Source organism: Ketogulonicigenium robustum (assembly GCF_002117445.1).
In the GTDB taxonomy this organism is placed as follows: Bacteria; Pseudomonadota; Alphaproteobacteria; order Rhodobacterales; family Rhodobacteraceae; genus Ketogulonicigenium; species Ketogulonicigenium robustum.
Map to the genome: position 1 here is coordinate 1,503,574 of NZ_CP019937.1, position 20,205 is coordinate 1,523,778.

General features: G+C 62.6%; 13 protein-coding genes and 2 pseudogenes. 8 read left to right on the forward strand and 7 right to left on the reverse strand.

Going from position 1 to position 20,205, the window contains the following annotated elements; all coding sequences use genetic code 11:
* The 4 genes from BVG79_RS07510 to BVG79_RS07525 all read left to right on the forward strand — a co-directional run bounded on the left by BVG79_RS07510 (position 1) and on the right by BVG79_RS07525 (position 5,025).
* Complete coding sequence (locus tag BVG79_RS07510) at positions 1–822, forward strand: ABC transporter ATP-binding protein (RefSeq protein WP_085786345.1); 822 nt, start codon at positions 1–3, stop codon at positions 820–822.
* Positions 823–930: 108 nt separating this feature from the next.
* The gene (locus tag BVG79_RS07515; protein WP_085786346.1) at positions 931–2,667 is read left to right on the forward strand and encodes a DUF1800 domain-containing protein; all 1,737 of its coding nucleotides are present in this window, start codon (positions 931–933) and stop codon (positions 2,665–2,667) included.
* A 19-nt stretch (positions 2,668–2,686) separates the two neighbouring features.
* Positions 2,687–3,928, forward strand: a complete 1,242-nt coding sequence (locus tag BVG79_RS07520; RefSeq protein ID WP_085786347.1) for a DUF1501 domain-containing protein — start codon at positions 2,687–2,689, stop codon at positions 3,926–3,928.
* 47 nt (positions 3,929–3,975) lie between these two features.
* Positions 3,976–5,025, forward strand: a complete 1,050-nt coding sequence (locus BVG79_RS07525; RefSeq protein WP_085786348.1) for an ABC transporter substrate-binding protein — start codon at positions 3,976–3,978, stop codon at positions 5,023–5,025.
* Positions 5,026–5,061: 36 nt separating this feature from the next.
* On the opposite strand, the gene BVG79_RS07530 is transcribed toward BVG79_RS07525, so the two are convergent.
* From BVG79_RS07530 to BVG79_RS07560, 7 genes and pseudogenes are all read right to left on the reverse strand, one after another.
* Positions 5,062–6,651, reverse strand: a complete 1,590-nt coding sequence (locus BVG79_RS07530; RefSeq protein WP_085786349.1) for a gamma-glutamyltransferase family protein — start codon at positions 6,649–6,651, stop codon at positions 5,062–5,064.
* Between the two features lie 27 nt (positions 6,652–6,678).
* Positions 6,679–7,194 carry a cell wall hydrolase gene (locus tag BVG79_RS07535; protein ID WP_085786350.1) on the reverse strand — a complete coding sequence of 172 codons (516 nt, stop codon included), beginning with the start codon at positions 7,192–7,194 and terminating at the stop codon, positions 6,679–6,681.
* A 102-nt stretch (positions 7,195–7,296) separates the two neighbouring features.
* Positions 7,297–10,626, reverse strand: a complete 3,330-nt coding sequence (locus tag BVG79_RS07540; protein ID WP_418268889.1) for an error-prone DNA polymerase — start codon at positions 10,624–10,626, stop codon at positions 7,297–7,299.
* Positions 10,623–12,101, reverse strand: a complete 1,479-nt coding sequence (locus tag BVG79_RS07545) for a DUF6504 family protein (RefSeq protein WP_085786351.1) — start codon at positions 12,099–12,101, stop codon at positions 10,623–10,625. The genes BVG79_RS07540 and BVG79_RS07545 overlap by 4 nt, the downstream gene beginning before the upstream one ends.
* Positions 12,043–12,624 (reverse strand): ImuA family protein, encoded by a 582-nt coding sequence (locus BVG79_RS07550; RefSeq protein ID WP_085786352.1) that lies wholly within the window; start codon positions 12,622–12,624, stop codon positions 12,043–12,045. The genes BVG79_RS07545 and BVG79_RS07550 overlap by 59 nt, the downstream gene beginning before the upstream one ends.
* A 115-nt stretch (positions 12,625–12,739) precedes the next feature.
* Positions 12,740–13,761, reverse strand: a pseudogene (locus BVG79_RS07555) (IS3 family transposase).
* 116 nt (positions 13,762–13,877) lie between these two features.
* Positions 13,878–16,370: a GmrSD restriction endonuclease domain-containing protein gene (locus BVG79_RS07560; RefSeq protein ID WP_198167828.1), complete on the reverse strand. Its 2,493-nt coding sequence runs from the start codon at positions 16,368–16,370 to the stop codon at positions 13,878–13,880.
* Positions 16,371–16,470: 100 nt separating this feature from the next.
* Here BVG79_RS07560 and BVG79_RS07565 point away from each other — a divergent pair, with 100 nt between their 5' ends.
* From BVG79_RS07565 to BVG79_RS07580, 4 genes and pseudogenes are all read left to right on the forward strand, one after another.
* Positions 16,471–16,920 carry a hypothetical protein gene (locus tag BVG79_RS07565; RefSeq protein ID WP_085786354.1) on the forward strand — a complete coding sequence of 150 codons (450 nt, stop codon included), beginning with the start codon at positions 16,471–16,473 and terminating at the stop codon, positions 16,918–16,920.
* 128 nt (positions 16,921–17,048) lie between these two features.
* Positions 17,049–17,922, forward strand: a pseudogene (locus BVG79_RS07570) (IS5 family transposase).
* 216 nt (positions 17,923–18,138) lie between these two features.
* Entirely contained in the window at positions 18,139–18,810 is a 672-nt protein-coding gene (locus BVG79_RS07575) for a response regulator (protein WP_085786355.1), read from the forward strand.
* The gene (locus tag BVG79_RS07580) at positions 18,803–20,200 is read left to right on the forward strand and encodes a sensor histidine kinase (RefSeq protein ID WP_085786356.1); all 1,398 of its coding nucleotides are present in this window, start codon (positions 18,803–18,805) and stop codon (positions 20,198–20,200) included. Before BVG79_RS07575 ends, BVG79_RS07580 begins: the two co-directional genes overlap by 8 nt.
* Positions 20,201–20,205: the final 5 nt, after the last annotated feature.

Genomic DNA, 20,205 nt, shown 5'->3' on the forward strand with positions numbered 1-20,205 from the left:
ATGACACAACCCCTCATTTCACTGCGCAACGTCGGCAAGACCTTCAAAGATGGCAAGGTCGTCGCGCTGCAAGACATCACGCTGGATATTGCCGCGGGCGAATTCGTCAGCCTTGTCGGCCCCAGCGGCTGCGGCAAGACCACGCTTTTGCGGCTGATCAACGGCCTGATCCCCGCAGACAGCGGCGAGGTGCTGTTCAAGGGTGCCCCGCCCCAACCCAGCGCCGATCTTGCCATGGTGTTCCAGTCGGCCCGCCTGCTGCCTTGGCGCACGGTTGCCGACAACATCGGCTTTGTGCTGGCCCTGCGCGGCATGGCGCGGCGCGACCGCGAGGCGCGCGCCCTTGCGCTGCTGGGGGCGGTGGGCCTGCGCGATTTTGCCGACGCCTTCCCGCACGAGCTGTCGGGCGGGATGCAGCAGCGCGTGGGGCTAGCCCGCGCCCTTGCGGTCGAGCCCGAAGTGCTGCTGATGGACGAGCCGTTCGCCGCGCTGGATGCCATGACCCGCGAGACGTTGCGTGCCGAACTGTTGCGGATGTGGGAACGCCGTCGGATGGCGATTGTCTTTGTCACGCATGACATCGACGAGGCGATCCTCCTTTCGCAGCGGATTGTCATGCTGCGCCCACGCCCAGGTCGCGTCGACAGCATTGTCCCCGTCGATCTACCCGCGCCACGCTGGCAAGGCGATGCCCGCGCCCTGCCCGCCTTTACCGCCTTGCGCGCGCAATTGTGGGACAAGGTGCACCAAATGGCGGGCGACGGCGTTGCACTCGAGGAATTGGCAGGTGCCTTTGGGGAACTGCCCTCGCTGCGAAAATAGGATCTTCCTATCGCCAAAATAGGGCGACAATACGCCACGCCAAGACTACGCCATCGTCAATAGCGGCGCCGTGCTAACGGCCCCGCTTGCGACGAAGGATAGACCCCGATGGATACGCAACCCGCTGTCACCGCGCCAAAATCCGGCGATCTTGGCCCGATTTCGGCACAGCATTGGGGCGCAGCCCAAGCAGCCCACCTGCTGGAACGCGCGGGCTTTGGCGGCACGCCAGCCGATATCGACACCCTAGCCGCGATGACGCCCGAAGCAGCCGTCGACCATCTGATCCGTGGCGGCGACACCAGCGCCCTGCCTGCATTCGATGAATCCGACATTTGGGACCCGACGCTGCTGAACTTCCCCGTCAGCCGCCCCGCCGCGACCGCGCTTGCGGAACAGACCGGCTGGGCGATGGGGGTGGCGGTAAAACCCGGCGGGGCTCGCCCGCTGCAACCGGTGACCGACCGCTTCTTCTATTGGCTGCGGGCAACCGTGCTGGAAACCCACCGGCTGGCCTTTTGGTGGATGGACCGCATGGTGCGCAGCCCCCATCCGCTGCAAGAAAAGATGACGCTGTTCTGGCACGGTCACTTCGCCACCAGCGAGGAAAAGCTGCGTGATTACCGTAAGATCCGTTTGCAGCTGGACACGCTGCGGGCGGGCGCCTTGGGCAATTTTGGTGCCCTGCTGACCGCCGTTTCCAAAGACCCCGCCATGCTGGTATTTCTGGACGCCGCGCAGAACGTAAAAGGCGCCCCGAACGAAAATTTCGGCCGCGAGGTCATGGAACTATTCACCATGGGCGTCGGCAATTACACCGAGGATGACATCCGCGAGGCAGCTCGCGCGTTTACCGGCTGGGGCAATAACGATCTGACCTTTGTTTTCGACCCAGACAGTCACGATGCGGGCGAAAAGACCTTTCTGGGCCACACCGGTCATTTCGATGGCGATGACATTTTGCGGATCATTCTGGCGCAAGACCAGACGGCCATCTACATCGCCAGCAAAATCTATCGGTTTTTTGTGCGCGACGACTTGTCGTCCGATGTGGCGCAGCGCCTTGGCGCGCTGCTGCGCGCGGGCGGCTACGCGATTGCGCCGTTCCTGCGGACGCTGTTCCTGTCGCAAGATTTCTACAGCACCGCCTCGGTCGGCACGCATATCAAATCCCCGACCGAGCTGATCGTTTCGACTTATCGCAAGCTGGGGCTGTCGCACCTGCCGGGCATCCCCGACCCCGGTGTCGTCGGCAAAACGCTGGGGCAGGTTTTGCTCTACCCGCCGACCGTCGCCGGTTGGGGCGAGGGGCGATCCTGGATCACCCCCGGCCTGCTGTTCGAGCGCGGAAACTTTGCGCAGGACGTGCTGTTCCCCGACATGATCAGCTTTAGCGACCCCCAACTGAACCCCGGCGGCGAAGTGCGGCGCGTGAACGCCAATATCAACGCGGGGATGGAGATTACCGCCGTCACGCTGGAAGATGGCGCCGCCCCCAGCAGCACCGCTGGCCTGCGCGAGACGTTCAACACCCGCTACGCCAGCTTGCAGGGCTGGCAGCAAGCCATGCGGCGGGTGAAACCCATCCCGCGCGATGCCGCCGCATTCAGCCTGACCGCAATGGTGCTGGATGCAGGTGGCCGCACCACAGGCGCGGCCGTCGATGCGCTGGCGGCGCGGTTCCTGCGCGTTCCCCTTCCCGCCAGCGTGCGCGACGCATTGGTGACGCTACTGAATGACGAACTGGGCACCAGCGATCTAGCCATCGCCCAAAGCTACTTGGAACAGCCGCTGCGCCTGGTCGCGCACGGCATCATGAGCGCCCCTCAATACCAGCTGGCCTGACCAGCAGGAGGATACGACGATGGCAAAGACACCCAAACTCAGCGCAGCCGAACGCGACGGGCTGATCAAATCGGGCTATGGCAGCATGGTGATGCAGGGCGCAGGCGGCATCACCACCTCGCCCGTGTGGTCACAGGTCGCGGGACAGGACAAAGGCGACCAAATTCTGGTGATCGTCGAACTGTCGGGCGGTAATGACGGGCTGAACACCGTCATCCCCCATGCCGACGACGCCTATTACCGCGCCCGCCCGCACCTTGGCATCCGCAAGCAGAACCTGATCACCCTCGACCAGCATTTCGGCTTTCAAAAGACGATGACGGGGTTCGAGCGGCTATTTAAAGACGGGCAGATGGGGATCATTCACGGCGTGGGCTATGACCAGCCGTCGTTCTCGCATTTTTCATCGATGGCGTTTTGGCAAACCGGCGCGCCGAACAGCGGCGAGGCCTATGGCTGGCTGGGCCGCATGGCCGACGCGCTGGACCCGCTGGGCCATAATGCGAACATGCTGGTGAACATCGACGATCACCAATCGCTGGCCGTGCGCGCGATGAACCATGTACCGCTAGTGTTCGACGCACCCGAAAAGTTCACCCGCCGCGCCTACCACGCCGAGGCTGACGTGATGCAAGCCATTGACCGACGGGGCAATAACGGCGGGAATACCTCGCTCGATTTCATGATGGACATTGCCGCCAGCGCCAGCAGTAGCGAGCAGTTGGTGCGCGATGCGTGGAACGCCTATTCCAGCCCTATCGATTACGGGCTGGTGCCATTCGGGCTGGAACGCGTCGCGGCGCTGATTGCAGCCGAGTTCCCGACCAAGGTCTATTACGTCCCCTATCGCAACAACGCCTTCGACACGCATGTCTACCAATCCGACCTGCACGCACGGCTGTGGTCATACACATCCGACCACATCGCCGCTTTCGTCGCCGATATGGAACGGATCGGGCGCGGCGATGATGTTGTGGTGATGGTGTTCAGCGAATTCGGGCGGCGCGTGGGTGAAAACACCAGCCTCGGCACCGATCACGGTACGGCAGGCCCTGCCTTTATCATCGGCAAGCCGGTTTTGGGCGGCCATTACGGCGGCGTGCCCAGCCTGACCGATTTGGATGACGGCAACCTGAAATACACCACCGACTTCCGGCGGATCTACTCCACCCTGATCAAGGGCTGGATGGGCCACGACAAGGTCTCGGCCATTTTGCACGACGATTTCGCGCCACTGCAAATGTTCAACCGCCCCCACTGATTTCAAACACCCCCTTACCCGGCGCACCCGCGCCCAAGGAGACGATAATGACCCGCCTTTCCCGCCGCACCCTGATCGGCACCGTGGCTGCCACTGCCCTAACTGCCGCAGCCATGACCGGCGCTCACGCGCAAGACCTGCCGAAGCTGACGGTCGCCCTTGCCGTCATGGACGCCAACTTCAACGTGACAACCGGATCGGCCTTCCGCCTTGCTGCCGACATGGGGTATTTTGAACGCGCCGGTGTGGATGTCGAATTCGTCACCCTGGACGGCACCCCGCAAGCGGTCGCGGCCCTGCGGTCTGGCGCGGTCGATTTGGCCGACATTAGCGTGGACGCGGCCATTCGCCTGCGCGCCGAAAACGACGTGCCGGTGCGCGGCGTTGTGGCAGTGTCGATGGGCAGCGCGTTTCTGATTGCCGCCAAGTCCGATATCGAGACCGTCGACCAACTGGCAGGCCGTAGTTTTGCGATTGCCGACAACGGCAGCCTTGACCATCAATTGACCCAAGCCGTCGTACGCAGCTACGATCTGTCGCCTGACGATATGAACTTTGTCGCCATCGGCGCGCCCGACGTGCGCGTGCATGCCCTGGCTGCGGGCCGCGTCGATGCGACGACCGTCTCGTTCGGGACCTACGCCTCGATCGCGGGAACCGACGGGGTGCATGTGCTGGTGGATGCCGACACCTTCTCGACCCGCGCGCCTGCGCTTTCGAAATTCGTCGCTGGGCTAGAGCCGACCTTGGCCGAGAAAAGCGATGCGATTACCCGCTTCACCAGCGCGCTGATCGATGTCTCGCGCGATATGGAGGCGAACCCGCAGACGTGGATCGACGCTGCCGCCGCCGCCCGCGATGATCTGAGCCGTGACAGCATCGCCGCCACAGCCGAGCTGCTGAAAACCCGCTGGTGCGTGAACGGCTGCATGGAGCCCGAAAGCTTGGCCGGATCAATCGCCTTCGTCTATTCGGGGCCCGACTTTGCCAATACGCCCGTCTTGGGTGTCGATGATCTGACCGACCTCAGCTTTACGCAAAACGCGCTGCAGGCCTTGGGCACCGCAGGTGGCGACAGCTTGGACGCGCGCAACTGATGCAGCGGGCGGGCGCAGTCAGCGCCCGCCCAGCTACTAGAACGCGACGGCTTGGCCGTCTTTGCGGGGGTCGGACCCGGCAACATATCCGCCCTCTTGCGCCACGATCAGCTGCGCGCCGCCAAAGCCGAACACCCCGTCGGGGCTTTCTACGATAATGTCATGCCCCAGCGCCCGCAGCCCGTCGACCAAAGCGGGCGGGAACGTCGCCTCGACTGCGACGCGGCGCCCATCCAGCACGCGCCAGCGCGGCGCATCGGCAGCCGCTTGTGGGTTTTGGCCATAGGCCAGCACGCGCACCGCCATTTGCAGGTGGCCCTGTGCCTGCATCGGGCCGCCCATCACGCCGAACGACATCAGCGGGGCGGTGCCATCGGCAGTCGTCACGAACCCCGGAATGATGGTGTGGAACGGGCGCTTGTGCGGCGCAACGCAGTTGGGGTGGCCCGCCTGCACGTTGAACCCTGCCCCGCGGTTTTGCAGGCTGATGCCGGTATCCGGCACAACCACGCCCGACCCGAACCCCATGTAATTGGACTGGATGAACGACACCATATGCCCGTCGGCATCGGCCGCCGTCAGATAGACCGTCCCCCCGGGTCGCGGCGCGCCGTGGCCCGGGGCACCGGCTACGGCGGGGTCGATCAACTGGCTGCGCGCCGCCAGATAGTCGGGCGCCAGCAGCGCATCGGGCGTAAATTCCATTGCATCGACATCGGCCACGAAGCGGTCGGCATCGGCCAGCGCCAGTTTGGTCGCCTCGATCATCAGGTGGGTCGCGGCGACACTGTCTACGTCATGCGCGGTGATGTCCCACGGCCCCAGCAGACCCAGCGCGATCAACGTGGCGATGCCTTGGCCGTTCGGCGGGATTTCGTGCACAAGCGCGCCACCGAAAGGCTGCGCAAGCGGCGTCACCCAATCGGCGCGGTGTGCGTCCAGATCGGCCATGGTCATCGCCCCGCCGTGGCGGGCGGCATCATCCACCATTTTGCGCGCCAGATCGCCGCGATAGAAGCTTTCGCCAGCGGTCGATGCGATCTCGTGCAGCGTGCGCGCCAGCGCGGGGCGGCGAATGATGTCGCCCGCGACGGGCACGTGCCCGCCCGGCATGAATTCATCGGCAAAGCCGGGCTGGTCTTTCAGTTGCCGCGCCCCATTGGCCCAGAGAGTGGCAATAATGGGCGACAGGGTAAACCCGTCACGGGCATAGCCAATCGCAGGCGCGGCGACATCGGCCAGCGGCAGGCGGCCATAGCGCTGGTGCAGCGCGATCCAGCCCGACACGGCCCCCGGAACCGTCACCGCGTTCCACCCACGCGCGGGGATCTGCCCCTGCGCGCCGAAATAGTCAGGTGTCCACGCCCCCGGCGCGCGCCCCGACGCGTTGAGGCCTTGCAGGCTTGTCCCGTCCCAATAGAGGGCAAAGGCATCCGACCCCACCCCGCAACCTGTGGGTTCAACCACGGTCAGCACCATTGCCGCCGCTACCGCCGCATCCGCCGCCGACCCGCCCCGCAACAGCATCTGCAACCCCGCCTGCGCTGCCAAAGGCTGGGAAGTGGCCACAACATTGCGCCCCAAAACGGGGCTGCGCTGCGATGTGTAAGGGAAACCGTAGTCCATGGGCTGTCCTGTCGTATTGTTTGCCAATTAGCGGAACCACCCGCGCACGGGGGTAATGCCCTCGGTCGCGGGGGGCGGCACGGGTTGGGTGACCAGCTGCACGGGGCGGCGTTCGTAAAACGCATTACCGCCTGCGACGGCCACATAGTGGATATTGTTGTAGCCGGGCCGGTAGGTCGCCGTATGGAAGAACATGGCCTTGCCGACATAGGGGTGGCGCTCGCCCCGCAGCACGGCACGGGCGGCCTCGCGCACCAGCGGCATCTCGTTCATACGACTGGACATAATGCCCGGTGCGAACTGTCCGCGCTGGCCCACAACGCCGCAGACCGATTTCGGATACTGCCCTGATTCCACGCGGTTCATCACCACGCTGCCCACCGCGATCATCCCGTCGCGGCTGGATCGGTTGGATTCGAAATACATCGCGCGTTCCATGCAGTCTTGTGCGCTATGCCCGCCAAAACCGCCGCATCCGGCCAGCGTCAAGGCCATCAGCCCCAACAGGCCGCCCGTTCTGATCTGTCGCAAATTGATGCGCATCCGCTGCCCCGCGCCTCTTTTTTGATATTTTGGCCAGTTAGGCACACCTGCCCCCCAGACGCAAGAAAGCGCCCAGGCGAGGGGCGCTTTTCTGCTGGCGGCTTACCTCGCTAGTGAAAGTCGCGGCTGGGAAACAGCTTTTTGGCCTGATCGCGCGGGTGCTGCGCGCGGGCCGCGGGGGGGGGTCCGGCGGGCAATGTCGGCTGCCGCACCGGCGCCCGCGCCCACATCATCCACCATCGGATGCCCCAGCACAGTCAGCGCATGCGAGACATCCTCGATCATGTCGGCAATCAGATGAACGACAATCCCCTCTCGCTGCAAATGGCCGGTGACGCGCAGCAAGCGGCCCCCCATCACATCCCTGCGGAAGCGTTCAAACACCTTGCGCCAGACAACGACATTGCACACGCCGGTCTCGTCCTCGAGCGTCAAAAACACCACACCTGATGCAGTGCCCGGGCGCTGGCGCGTAATCACAAGGCCGCAGACGGTGGTGCGCCGCAGCGGCGCATCCAGCAACGCCGCATGCGCGGTCAGGCCGGTCATGCCAGGGCGCAGCAAGGCCATCGGATGGGCGCGCAGGGTCAGGCGGGTCGCGACATAATCCTCGACCACTTCTTCCCCGATCTGCATGGCGGGTAGCGTGACCGCAGGCTCGGTGATGGATTCACCGTCGATCGGGTCGGAAAACAACGGCAGCGGCTTTTGCCCATGGATGGCCCGCACCTGCCACAGCGCATCGCGGCGGGTCAGCCCCATGCTGGTAAAGGCATCTGCCTCGGCCAGCCGTTCCAGCACCGGCGGCGTAACACCCGCCCGCAGCCAAATGGACTGCGGGTCGGGGTAGCCATTGCCCCGCGCCGCGACGATCCAAGCGGCATCGTCTTTCTTGAACCCTTTGACCTGGCGAAACCCAAGCCGCAGGGCCAGCGCGCCATCAGTGCGCCGTTCAAGGCTGTTGTCCCACAAACTGGCGTTGACGCAGACGGGGCGCACCTCGACCGCATGTTCGCGTGCATCGCGCACGATTTGGGCGGGCGCATAGAACCCCATCGGCTGTGAATTCAACAATGCGCAGGCGAAAACAGCGGGATAATGGCATTTCAACCACGCCGAGACATAGACAAGCAGCGCAAAGGCTGCCGCGTGGCTTTCGGGGAAACCGTAATCGGCGAACCCCTCGATCTGGGAAAAGCAGCGCGCCGCGACATCGGGGGAATAGCCGCGGGCCAGCATGCCGCCGATAAACTTGTCGCGGTGTTCGCCAATGGTGCCCATGCGCCGGAAAGATGCCAACGCGCGGCGTAAATGGTCGGCCTCCTCGGCGGTGTAACCTGCGCCGACGACCGCGATCTGCATGGCCTGTTCCTGAAACAACGGAACCCCCAGCGTGCGCCGCGTGACCTGATACAGTTCGGGGCCAAAGGGCTCGGGCTGTTCAAGCCCTTGCCGGCGGCGGATATAGGGCTGCACCATCCCGCCTTGAATCGGGCCGGGGCGCACGATGGCCACCTCGATCACCAGATCATAGAATTCCTTGGGTTTCATCCGCGGCAGAAAGTTCATCTGCGCGCGGCTTTCGACCTGAAACACACCAACCGCATCGGCAACTTGCAGCATTTTGTAGGTCGCCGGGTCCTCGGGCGGGACGGTATCTATGCGCAGGCGGCGCTTTTCATGGGCTTCCAGCAGGTCGAACGCCTTGCGGATACAACTGAGCATCCCCAGCCCCAGCACATCGACCTTCAGTATCCCCAACGCGTCGATGTCGTCCTTGTCCCACTCGATCAAGGTGCGATCATCCATCGCCGCATTCTCGATCGGGCACAGCTCGTCCAGCCTGCCTTTGGTAATGACAAAGCCGCCAACGTGCTGCGAGAGGTGGCGCGGGAAGCCGATGATTTCGCGGATCAACCCCAGCGTCAAAGACAAGCGCCGGTCATCAGGGTTCAGGCCCAGCGCGCGGATACGCGCAAGGTCGGGCCCCTCGCCTGCAGTGCCCCAGATCTGGCTGGAAAGGCCCGCCGTCACATCGTGGCTCAACCCCATGACCTTGCCCACCTCGCGGATGGCGGCACGCGCGCGAAAGTGAATCACGGTCGCACACAGCCCCGCACGATGGCGGCCGTATTTGCTGTAAATCCACTGGATCACCTCTTCGCGGCGCTCGTGTTCGAAATCGACGTCGATATCGGGCGGCTCGCCGCGATGCCGCGAGATGAACCGTTCGAACACCATTCCGATCACGTCGGGCGAAACATCGGTGATCCCCAGCAGATAGCACAGGATTGAATTTGCCGCCGACCCACGCCCTTGGCACAATATGCCCTGGCTGCGGGCGAACTGAACAATGTCGTGCACCGTCAGGAAATAGGCGGGAAAGTCCAACTCGGCCACGACCGCCAGTTCTTTTTGCAGCAGATCCAACGCGCGCTGGGGCGCGCCAGCGGGATAGCGGCGCACCAACCCGGCCTGCGCTAGGCGGCGCAACCGGTCGATCGGGGCCTCGTTCCCTTCGGCAATTTCGTCGGGATATTGGTATTTCAATGTATCCAAACGAAAGTGGCAGCGGTCTGCGATTTCAATCGTGCGGCGCAGGGCATCGGGGTGGTGGCGGAACAGCCGCGCCATATCGGTCGCCCCTTTTAGGCGCCGTTCAGCATTGGCCAAAGCACGGGTGCCGATTGTATCAATCGTGCAGCCCACGCGCAGGCAGGTCAGCACATCGGCCAGCGGTCGGCGGCTGGCGCGGTGCATCAGAACATCCCCCACTGCGACCATCGGCGTGCCGCAGCGGGCCGCCAGATCGGCGCAGGTCTGGAACCACGCCTGATCCGATCCATCATACCGCGGCGCGCTGCCAAGGTAGGTGTGCCGGGGGTAGCACCGCGCCACGCGCGTGATCTCGTCCGCCACGTCCCCATTGTGCGCAAGTGCAATCAGGATCATACCCTCGCAACCGTCCAAGATGTCCTGCAGCGCCAGATGGCATTCTCCTTTGGGCGCGCGGCGCTTGCCCAGCGTCAGCAGGCGTGTCAGCCGTTTGTAAGCCTCTAGATCGGTCGGCAGGGCCAGCCATTCCAGTGCGCTATCGGACAGGGCCAGCCGGCACCCCACAATCAACTGCGGCAGGCGCGGCACATGCGGGCGGGCGATATCAATGGGCGCGCCGACCTCCAGCCGCGAGCAACTGTCGATACGGTGCTGCGAACGGATGCGGAGTTCTTCCTCGGCGGTGCGCTGGCATTCGCGCAGAGCCACATATGCGCGCACCACACCGGCCAGGGAATTTCTGTCGGTCACCGCGATGGCCCGCAACCCCAAATCGGCGGCGCGGGCGACCAGTTCTTCGGGGTGCGACGCGCCGGTCAGGAAAGTGAAATTCGTGGTCACGCAGAGTTCGGCGTAATCGGGGGCCATTTGCGTCATGCAAATTCCCCCTGAACGCACCAGCCGGGCGCTTGCGGGGTGTAGAACAGCCACAAACGCCGGCCTTGCATCGTCTCGACCCGCCAGTAATCGCGGATCCCGCTTCGCCACGCGGGGTCATCGGACCACCACTGCGGGGCGATCCGTTCGGGGCCAATCGCACGCGCGATTTGCAGCGACATGCCCCGCCAGCGAAAATGGGGCGGCGGCTCGGGCCCGTCGGCGACCAGCGGTTCGGGGGGGAAGATGATCAGCGGGCGGGGGTTTTGCGGGGGCGGAAAAGACTGCGGGCTGGAATAGGCTGCGGGCACCAGCGCAAAGCCGTGTTCCGGGATATGAGTATCACGCGGCACAAAGCGTTGGATATTCGCGATACCGATGCGGGTTCCAATGCGCGTGATCAGATCATCAATCCGGTCGCGCTTTGCGCTGCCGCCTGCGCCAAGTTGTTCGGGTGCCAGCGGCTCGGTCACGCTGGCGATCAGACGCATTTGGTCGATGCCGAAGCCCGCATCGGCCGCAGAAACCCCGCGCTGGAACAACGGCAAGATGCGCGCGGGATCGCGCATGGGGCGGGCCAAGCGCAGCTCGATACGCGCGTCGTGTTGGTCAACCCGCCGCAAAACCAGGTGCAGAATACGCGCCCCTACCCCGTTGTCGGTCAGCTTGCGGCATAGCTGCACAAGCAGCCGCGATGTCGCCGCCATTACATCTGCTTCGTGGCCGATAGGTTCCGGCAAGCTGATGCGGACGGCGTAATGGGGGGGCTCGGTCCCGGGCGAGATTTGTTCGGGCTGCGCGCCAAGGGCTTGATCCAGCCGCAGTAACACGCCTTGCCCGAAACGGCGAGCCAGCGGGGCGCGTGCCGCCGACGCCAACTGTGCGATTGTGTAGATGCCCAGCCTTTGCAAAGCGGTCACCGTGGCACCATCCAACCGCAAGCCTGCCACGGGCAAAGGGCCAAGCACATCCAGTGCCTGCCCAGGCGGTATAATGCCGCCGCCCCCAACATGCGCCATCGCCCACGCTGCGCCGCGCGTATCGGCAAGACCAATCTGCACTGCAAGTCCTGCGCGCGCCAACCGCGCGGCAAGCAGCTCGCACAATGGCGCCTCGCCGCCGAACAGATGTGCCGATCCCGTCACATCCATGACCAGCCCATTGTCTTCGTACCCTACCCACGGGCAATATCGGGTCGCCCAGCGCCGCAGCCCCGCCAACAGGCGTTGGTCTGCGGGTGGATCAGCGGGCGCACTATGCAAATCGGGGCAAAAAGCGCGGGCATCGGAAAACAACATACCCACCTGCAACCCGCGGGCCAGCGCCAGCGGGTTGGCGCAGTAAACGCGATTTGTGTTGTCTTGGTGGATTGTCAGCACAAACGGCGCATCGACGGGGGCAACCCGCAGCGCCCGATCACTCGGAAGCCGTGGAAACCACAACGAGACGATGCGCCGATGCGCTCCACCGAACATTCCAAGCCCCAGTTGTTCCGCTTTTGTTCTTATTAAGCTCCCATTTTTGGAGAGTCGAGTCCTGCGATGTGGCTGCGACAGCCGTGCAGCGCCAGCGGGTTTCGGCAGCCGGACTGCCCATACCGTCGGCGATAATGCACAGCCCCGTGGCCTGCCCCTGCTTGGCCGCCAATTGCAAGCGACGCCCCGCTGTCAGGTTCAGCGGGGCGGTCAGTTCCATCACGACAAGCCCGAACACACCATCGCGCAAAGCTTCCTCGGCCACGGCAAGGGTTTCGCGCTGCGCCTGCGTCTGCGCAACCAACATCAACGCCGGATCCATGTAGGGCGCAACGCCGGGGGGGTCGATCATCTCGCTGCGCCAGCCAGCCCGCACCCACAGAACATGCCCCACGCCCGCCTCGGCATCGGAAGCAACGCGGGCACTGGCCCCTGCCAGCACGGCAAAGCTACTCGCCAAGGGGCCGCTTACCTCGTGAACGCGGCCCGTCATCAGGGGGAATACATCGTCGAAATGAATCATAATTTGATCAATACACGGCGCAGCACGGCGTAGCACGGCTTGATTTGGGCGCAGCCTGTGTGATCCGCGCATTACCCAGCCGCCCCAGAAGTTCGCTCGTTAGTAACGAGAGTGCTTAGGGTTGATAGTTGTAGGCTTCGGATTGGACAAGCGCGGCGGGCGGGTTGTCATCAAGTAGCTCGCGCGTCCGACGCGCTTCTGGTGGGGTCTGGGTGCCCAGTGAAGAATGCGGGCTGACATGGTTGTATTCGTAGCGCCATAGAGCCAGCTTGCGGCGGGCTTCGGCCAAGCTTGCATAGGCCCGGAGATAGACTTCCTCGTGTTTGATGGTCCGCCAGAGGCGTTCAACGACGAGGTTGTCGCGCCATGCCCCGTGGCCATCCATGCTGATCTTGATTTCCCGGGCGTCCAGCACCTTGATGAAGTCTGTCGAAGTGAACTGGCTGCCGTGGTCCGTATTGAAGATCTCGGGCGTGCGGTATCGCGCCAGCGCCTCTTCCACAGCTTCTATGCAAAAATCGGCCTCCAGCGTGATCGACGCCCGTCATGCCAGGACGCGCCGTGTGAGCCAGTCCAGCACGGGCGCGAGGTAGATGAACCCACGCGCCATCGGAATGTAGGTTCCATCCATTGTCCAGACCTGATTGGGCCGGGTGATGGGCAGCTTCCTGAGCAGATAGGGGTAGCTCTTGTGCCCCGGCGCCGGCTTCTCAGCGATCTTCTTCATTTCCAACCGGATATCCGGGTTATCGGGCGGTCTCTCCCGCCGCACGGTCTTCGGGTCGCCACCGATCAGGACGCAGGCCCGGCGCTGAGAGATCGGATGACCCCTCATCGCCCGCAGCACCGCGTCCCGCCGTTGCATCGGCGTCGTCTGGGCTTTCCCAGAAGATCCTTCAGAGCCACACTATCGAGCATGACATCTGCCACAAGGCGCTTCAGCTTGGCGTGCTCGGCCTCGAGCTGTTTGAGGCGATTGGCATCTGACAGGTCCATCCCGCCATACTTGGCCTTCAGCTTGTAGAAGGTCGCGGGGCTCAACCCGTGCTTCCGGCACAACTCTGAGGTCGGCAAACCTGCCTCCTGCTCTTTGATCATCCCGATGATTTGCGCCTCGGCAAAACGGCTCTTTCGCATGTCGTCTGCTCCTTTTCAGGTTGGGCAGACTCTACATCACAGCGAGGGAACGACCGGTGGGCAGGTCAGCAAACATCAAAACTTCTGCGACAGGTTTTGGGTTAGCTTGTCCGGCATTATTCTAGCTTTGAGCCTTGGCGCGGACATGATGTCTGTGCATCAAAATACCTCCGTTTTAGGGGAGGTTGATCAAAGTGTAGGATTTGTTGGTTGCGGGGGCGCGCTTCCAGAAGTTCTTGCCTTTGCACCAAGCCGAGTGGCACGATCCAGAATCCTTTGCGGCATAGGACATTCCTGCATGTGCTGCGCCCCGCAAATCGGGACGAAGCGCTGAGCGCAGATAGATCGCGAGGCCATCGACCGGTCATCCAAAGCGCTGCTTGCAATACTCCGGGATCGAGGCCCCCTGTAGCTCTTGGGTCGCGGCGCCGCCCCGGACATAGAAGCGCTGAGAGCCGCCATCCTTGACGAAGGCGGCTTTTGGCCCCTTGTCGCAGCGCACAGCCAAGACGCGCCCCCCCCTCCTCGTCCTCGAAGTGGTAATGCACATAGGGCATAAAGACCTCGCCCACCCGATCCTTCATCAAGTTCACCAGATGCAGGCCCATCTTGTCCTCGTTCAGAAATCCATCAGCCTCCAGCCCCTGGATCTCGCCATTGTCGGACACGCCGATCAAGAGCGTGCCGCCCTTGGCATTAAGAAAACCCGTGATGGTTTTCAGAACTGCAAGCTGCATCTTGTCGTCGTGCTTGCCGGTATGGAGATTGGTACGCAGGGTGGATTTGAACTCGATTGCATCGCCCTCGCCAGCGGCGATCAGTTCGGTCACATCGACCGGAGCAACCGAGACCAGCCGGGACTTGCCCGACAGATCCTCCCAGGCTCGACGGATGACCTTCGCCATGCGCATCCGGCGCTCGACCAAGAAGGATTGGTAGTCCATCTCCCACCACAGCGGCGGCATGGCATGCCAGAAATACATCCGTTCGCGCTCCTCTGCCGAGAGGGCGCTGTCCAGGGCGCGGACATATTCCGCAGGAGACTGCTTGCCTATCTTGATGTTCTGGGGCCATTCGACCGAGGCGAAGTTCGCGATCTGGTTGATCTGCTTGATGTCCTTCTGGCCGATCTCCTCGAGATAGCCCCGCGGGAACAGGTGGTGTCGTTCCAGCACCGACTTCGCCCCCTTGACCGCCGGATCTACCAGCGCCGCGATCTTGAACGGGCTGTAGAGAGCCACCGCATCCAGTCGGATCAGCGCGGCATTGTAGGCGAAGAGCGCAGGGCTCCGGGCGGCCGAGGTTGCAAGCTGGCTGGGCAGGTTGATCGTCCAGTAGTCGTCGGTCAGCGCCAAACCCATCAGCTCGCGTAGCTTGGCTAGGTATTCTTCTGCCGTTTTCAGGTCACGAAGTGATGCAAGATCAGAATCGAACCGGCCTTCGGGACCGAAGGAATACCGCCCAGTTAGCGCAGCCATGAAATAATATTCGGCGATTACCTGTCGCATGACATCGCGCGGGACAGCGAAGTGCTCAATGCCAATCAGGTACAGCACATAAGAATAGATGACCACAGTTTCGGAACTGACCATCTTCTCGCCGCGATATCCGGCAAGGGTCAGGGCAGACAGGAAATGGTGCCAATTCGCCAGATTGAGTGCCGTCTTCTGCCCCCGCTGCATCCGGGCGAATTGCTCATCGCGCTTCTCGGGACTGTCCAATCCGGTCTTGGGGTCGCGGCCGCGAAGCGCATTGTAGACGGCTTCCAGCCGCGCTCGCTTCAACGACAACCCCACGGTGACCCGCAGCATCTGGTCCGGCGAAGGCTTGATGAAGTGATTGTATGGCGAGGCCTGACCATCGGCCGGTTTCGTGGCCAACCTGGCAAAGCTTTCCAACTCCGCCCGTCCCTCATCCCAGAACACTGACATCAAAGTCATGATGAAATCGGACTGGTTCAGCTTCTTGCCGGAGCCGTTGATGCGGACGAAGACCTCGGCGATCGTTTCGGGTCCTACCGAGGCGGAAAGGGTCAGCGCGGTGAACTGATAATGCGGCAGGTTAAAAAGGCGCCCGATAGAGTCTTCAATTTGATCCTCCTCCTCCCGGCTCAACTCACGTGTCGCAGTGAGTTCTTTGAGAAATGACTTGGTGAAGGAAATCAGTTTCGTTTCTTTCCGCCACAGGATTGAGATGTCGGGGATATAGGCCTTGTCCTTCGTGGTGGTCGCATCCGGAACGTCGAACCGCTCGGTCAGCGGATTGAAGGCTATGCGGATCGGACCTTTCGAGAAGTCAGCTCGGATGACCTCCGCGCCCTTGATCACCGCGTAGAGTGAAGTCAGCCGCTGCTGGCCATCCACGATCGCCATCTTCGCAGGCGGCCGGTCAGTCTTGGTGCCGATCACTTTGAGCGACCCGTCCGCGCCCGCGTCCCAGAACAGCAGGAAACCCGCTGGATACCCCCGGTAGAGGGAGTCGAACAGGTTGCGCACATTGACGTTCGGCCAGACGAACGGCCGCTGCAGTTCGGGCAAGCCGATCTTGGCCAAGTCGATGTCTTCGATAAGGGCGGAGATCGGATAATTTGTCGTTGTGAAAAGCGTCAACTCAAGCAGCTCCCATCTATTGCTCAGACCATGCCACCTGTCCGGTGAAAGGGAAAGGCCTACAGCACCTGACCTACGAGAGATGACGCCTGGACAGCGGATGGATCTCGGTCGGCCATCCTCGCCGCGTGAACTGTGCATTCTCCACGTTCTGCTCGCCACCTACCTGTCTAAGCAGTTGTTCGGGACTCCGGCCAGCCGGATCAACGCGAAGCTGGTGCAGCTCGAAGCCCGGCAAACCCAACTCGAGACTGAGCTGGCCACTGCCCCTGCCCCAGGTGCGACCATCCGGATCCATCCCAAGATGACGGATAACTGGCAGGAATGGATTAAAACGCTGATCGCCAGCCTGAGCACACCGAACCACGAGGGCGAGGCGCGTGATTCAATCCAGGACCTGATCGAAAAGATTGTGGCGACACCTGTGCCGACGAAGGGCAAGCGGATGAAGCTGGACCTAGTTCTTCTCGGCGACCTGGCAGAGATTTTGGCCCTGAGCCTTGGTGTGGACCTGGTATCCGGACAGCAAAAAACATTCCTATTACAGTAGGTTTCGGATCTTTTTCACAAATCCCGTGAGGGATTCATCTTTTGAATCCAGCATGGTAGCTGGGATGCATGAGGAGACCTACACCTCCAACATATATGGCCAAGAACTGACCAGCCTATAACGACGCGATCAAGCGCCTGGGTTCGCGGCCAATCTGGTTCGACCCTGAGATGATCTGGGATGGCGCACCGACAAGCAGGCGTGGCCGCCATCAGAACTACAGCGACGCCGCCATACAGACGTGCCTCTCGATGAAGTTGCTGTTCGGGATGGCGCTCCGGCAGACAACCGGGTTCATCGAAAGTTTGCCGCGACTGGTTGGTCTCGACTGGACGGTGCCCAACTTCAGCACGTTGTCGCGCCGCCAGAAGACGCTTTCCGTAAATATCCCGTATCGCAGTTCCAAGGGTCCGTTGCACCTGCTGATCGACAGCACCGGCATCAAAGTCGAGGGCAAAGGCGAATGGCACGCCCGCAAGCATGGTAGCCCGAAACGTCGGGTCTGGCGCAAGATCCACCTCGGGATTGACGAGGAAACGCTGCAGATTCGGGCTGTTGGAATCACTGGGAGCCACATTGGCGGTGCGCCAGTTTTGCCCGGCCTGCTCGGACAGATCTCGGCGGACCAGGAAATCGGCAGCGTCACAGCAGACTGGACCTAAGACACACGCAAATGCCACGATGCCATCGCTGACCTTGGCGCCCACGCCGTCATGCCGCCTCGCAAAAACGCCAAGCCATGGAAGACCGTCACCACGTGGCGCAGTCGCCCGAAACGAAGCCCTGCGCGCATCAAAATACCTCGGCCGTGCCCTGTAGCGACGATGGAGCGAATACGACCGCCGAAGCCGCGTCGAAACGAAGATGCATTGTGTCAAACTGCTGGGCCAGCGGCTCATGACGCGGGACTTCGACCGACAGGTCGCCGAGCTCCAGGTCCGCATCGCCGTCCTGAACGGCCACACCGCGCTCGGCATACCCGTCACCGACGCTGTGGGATAATTTCGTCCGGGGAAAGGGGAACCTCGCCGCTCAGCCGATTTGTGCAACACAGCCCCAGCTTACAGTAATCGACTCCGCACCACATGAGTCGACGCATTGACCGAGACCGCGATACCACAACATTGAAAGCACTTGCCGTCACCTTGACCCGCGCATCTCGATCTGCGAGGTGACCAACACACATACTGATCGCCGCAATGATGCGAAGGGTCAAAGATGCGCTGTCTGCTGGCCGAAGATGATGAACAGTTGGCCGAATGGCTAGTCAAGGCGCTGCTTACCCAGGGCGTCCTTGCCGATTGGGAAGAGCGCGGCCTGCTCGCGGTCAACCGTGTTCTGCACGACGACTACGACGCGCTGCTGCTAGACTTGGGCCTTCCAGATATTGACGGCAGTGAGGTACTGCGCCGTATTCGCGCCGCGGGCTCCACTTTGCCCGTCATCATCCTGACGGCCCGCGATGATCTGGCCGAACGCGTCAGTCTGCTGCATATCGGCGCCGATGATTTCATGATGAAGCCCTTTGCCGTGGCCGAGCTTGAGGCCCGGTTATCCGCCCTGCTGCGTCGCCGCGCGGGCCATGCGCAGGGGATTTTCCGCTGCGGCAGCCTGACCTATCACCAGCACGGCCAAAGGTTCGAACTGGCCGGCGCGCCGCTGCATCTGTCGCCCCGCGAACATGCGCTGTTGCGCCTGCTGATCCAGCGCGCGGGCGATCCGTTGTCAAAGGCGCAGATCCTGTCCCGACTAGTGGGCGATGATAAAGACCTGAACCCCGAAGCGGTCGAAGTCATGGTCTATCGGCTGCGCCGCAAGTTGCAGGCAAGCGACACCTCCATCCAGACCATCCGCGGCCTAGGTTATGTACTAGAGGCTGCCAATGGCTAGGCCCCACAGCCTGCGCCTTGCGCTTGCGCTGTGGATGTTGCCGCTGAGCCTGTTCGCGTTCCTTTCCTCGCTTTGGGTCACGCATTCCAATATCGGCGCGCTGGCCGATAGCGCTTATGACCGCTCGCTGGCGGGCGCCGTGCGCGCGATCGAGGAGAACATCTCGACCACCAACGGCGGGCTGGGGGTGCAACTGCCCTATACGCTGCTGGCGACACTGCAGGCGGCATCGACCAGCGTGATCTATGTGCGGGTCAGCACCGATGACAAGCTGGTGCAGATTGGCGACATTGGCCTACCACCGCCGCCCGCGGTGGGCGTCGACCAGCCCAGTTTCTTCACCACCACCTATCTTGGCAAAGAGCTGCGCGGGGCTGCCCTGCGCGTGCCGTTAGAGCAGCCGCTTTATGGGGCCGCCGCGCCGCAATCGCTGATCGTCGAGGTGGCCGAAACCACCGAATCACGCGCGCTTTTCCTGCGGCGCGTCGCGGATGTTGCATTCCTGCGCGATGTGGCAATTAGCCTGATCGGCCTTGCCCTACTGGTTATCGGCATCGGCGTATCCCTGCGGCCACTGACGCGATTGAAAGAGATGTTCGACCATCGTGCGCCCAACGACCTATCACCGATCCCGACCCGCAACATCCCAACCGAAGCCGGTCCCCTGATCGACAGCTTCAACACTTTGTTGCAGCGGTATGCCGATCAATACGCGGCGCAGCGGCGGTTTCTGGACGATGCCTCGCATCAATTACGCACGCCGATCAGTGTCCTGCAGCTACAGATGGATTACGCGCTCAGCGCCCCCTCGCCCGAGGCGCAGCGCGAGGCGATTGTCGCCATGCGTCCGGTGATCGAACGGGCCACGCGAATGACACGGCAATTGCTGACGCTGGCACGGGCCGAAAACCTGTCCGCGACCCATGTGCAAAATTGGAACCAGATCGACCTGACCACCCTTTTACCCGAGGTTTTACGCCTGCATTTGGCCCCCGCGCGGCAGGTGGGCGTGCGTCTGGATTTGGACCTGCCGGATGCCCCCGTGATGATCGCCGGCGACGACACCCTGATTTTTGAGGGGCTAAGCAACCTTTTGGAGAATGCGATCCGTCATAGCCCAGCGGGCGCGACGGTCGCTGTGACACTGTTGAAACAGCCACTGCCCGCCATTACGATCCGCGATCACGGCCTCGGCGCGCCCGCACAGATCCTGTCCCACTTGGGCACGCCATTTTTGACGATCCGAAACGACCGCAGTTCGTCCGGCACGGGCCTTGGTCTGTCGCTTGCGCAGGCCGTGGCGCGCGCCCATGGCGGCGATCTGGTCGCAGAAAATCCGACAGACGGCGGATTTCAGATTACCATGCGGTTTGCGGACGCCCATTCCTGATTAAT

What these genes read in the sequence shown, in the direction of transcription:
- BVG79_RS07515 (WP_085786346.1), top strand. Translation starts at nt 931, where the DNA reads ATGGATACGCAACCCGCTGTCACCGCGCCAAAATCCGGCGATCTTGGC.
- BVG79_RS07550 (WP_085786352.1), bottom strand. Translation starts at nt 12,624, where the DNA reads ATGATTCATTTCGACGATGTATTCCCCCTGATGACGGGCCGCGTTCAC.
- BVG79_RS07530 (WP_085786349.1), bottom strand. Translation starts at nt 6,651, where the DNA reads ATGGACTACGGTTTCCCTTACACATCGCAGCGCAGCCCCGTTTTGGGG.
- BVG79_RS07535 (WP_085786350.1), bottom strand. Translation starts at nt 7,194, where the DNA reads ATGCGCATCAATTTGCGACAGATCAGAACGGGCGGCCTGTTGGGGCTG.
- BVG79_RS07510 (WP_085786345.1), top strand. Translation starts at nt 1, where the DNA reads ATGACACAACCCCTCATTTCACTGCGCAACGTCGGCAAGACCTTCAAA.
- BVG79_RS07575 (WP_085786355.1), top strand. Translation starts at nt 18,139, where the DNA reads ATGCGCTGTCTGCTGGCCGAAGATGATGAACAGTTGGCCGAATGGCTA.
- BVG79_RS07525 (WP_085786348.1), top strand. Translation starts at nt 3,976, where the DNA reads ATGACCCGCCTTTCCCGCCGCACCCTGATCGGCACCGTGGCTGCCACT.
- BVG79_RS07545 (WP_085786351.1), bottom strand. Translation starts at nt 12,101, where the DNA reads ATGTTCGGTGGAGCGCATCGGCGCATCGTCTCGTTGTGGTTTCCACGG.
- BVG79_RS07520 (WP_085786347.1), top strand. Translation starts at nt 2,687, where the DNA reads ATGGCAAAGACACCCAAACTCAGCGCAGCCGAACGCGACGGGCTGATC.
- BVG79_RS07565 (WP_085786354.1), top strand. Translation starts at nt 16,471, where the DNA reads ATGGATCTCGGTCGGCCATCCTCGCCGCGTGAACTGTGCATTCTCCAC.
- BVG79_RS07580 (WP_085786356.1), top strand. Translation starts at nt 18,803, where the DNA reads ATGGCTAGGCCCCACAGCCTGCGCCTTGCGCTTGCGCTGTGGATGTTG.
- BVG79_RS07540 (WP_418268889.1), bottom strand. Translation starts at nt 10,626, where the DNA reads ATGACGCAAATGGCCCCCGATTACGCCGAACTCTGCGTGACCACGAAT.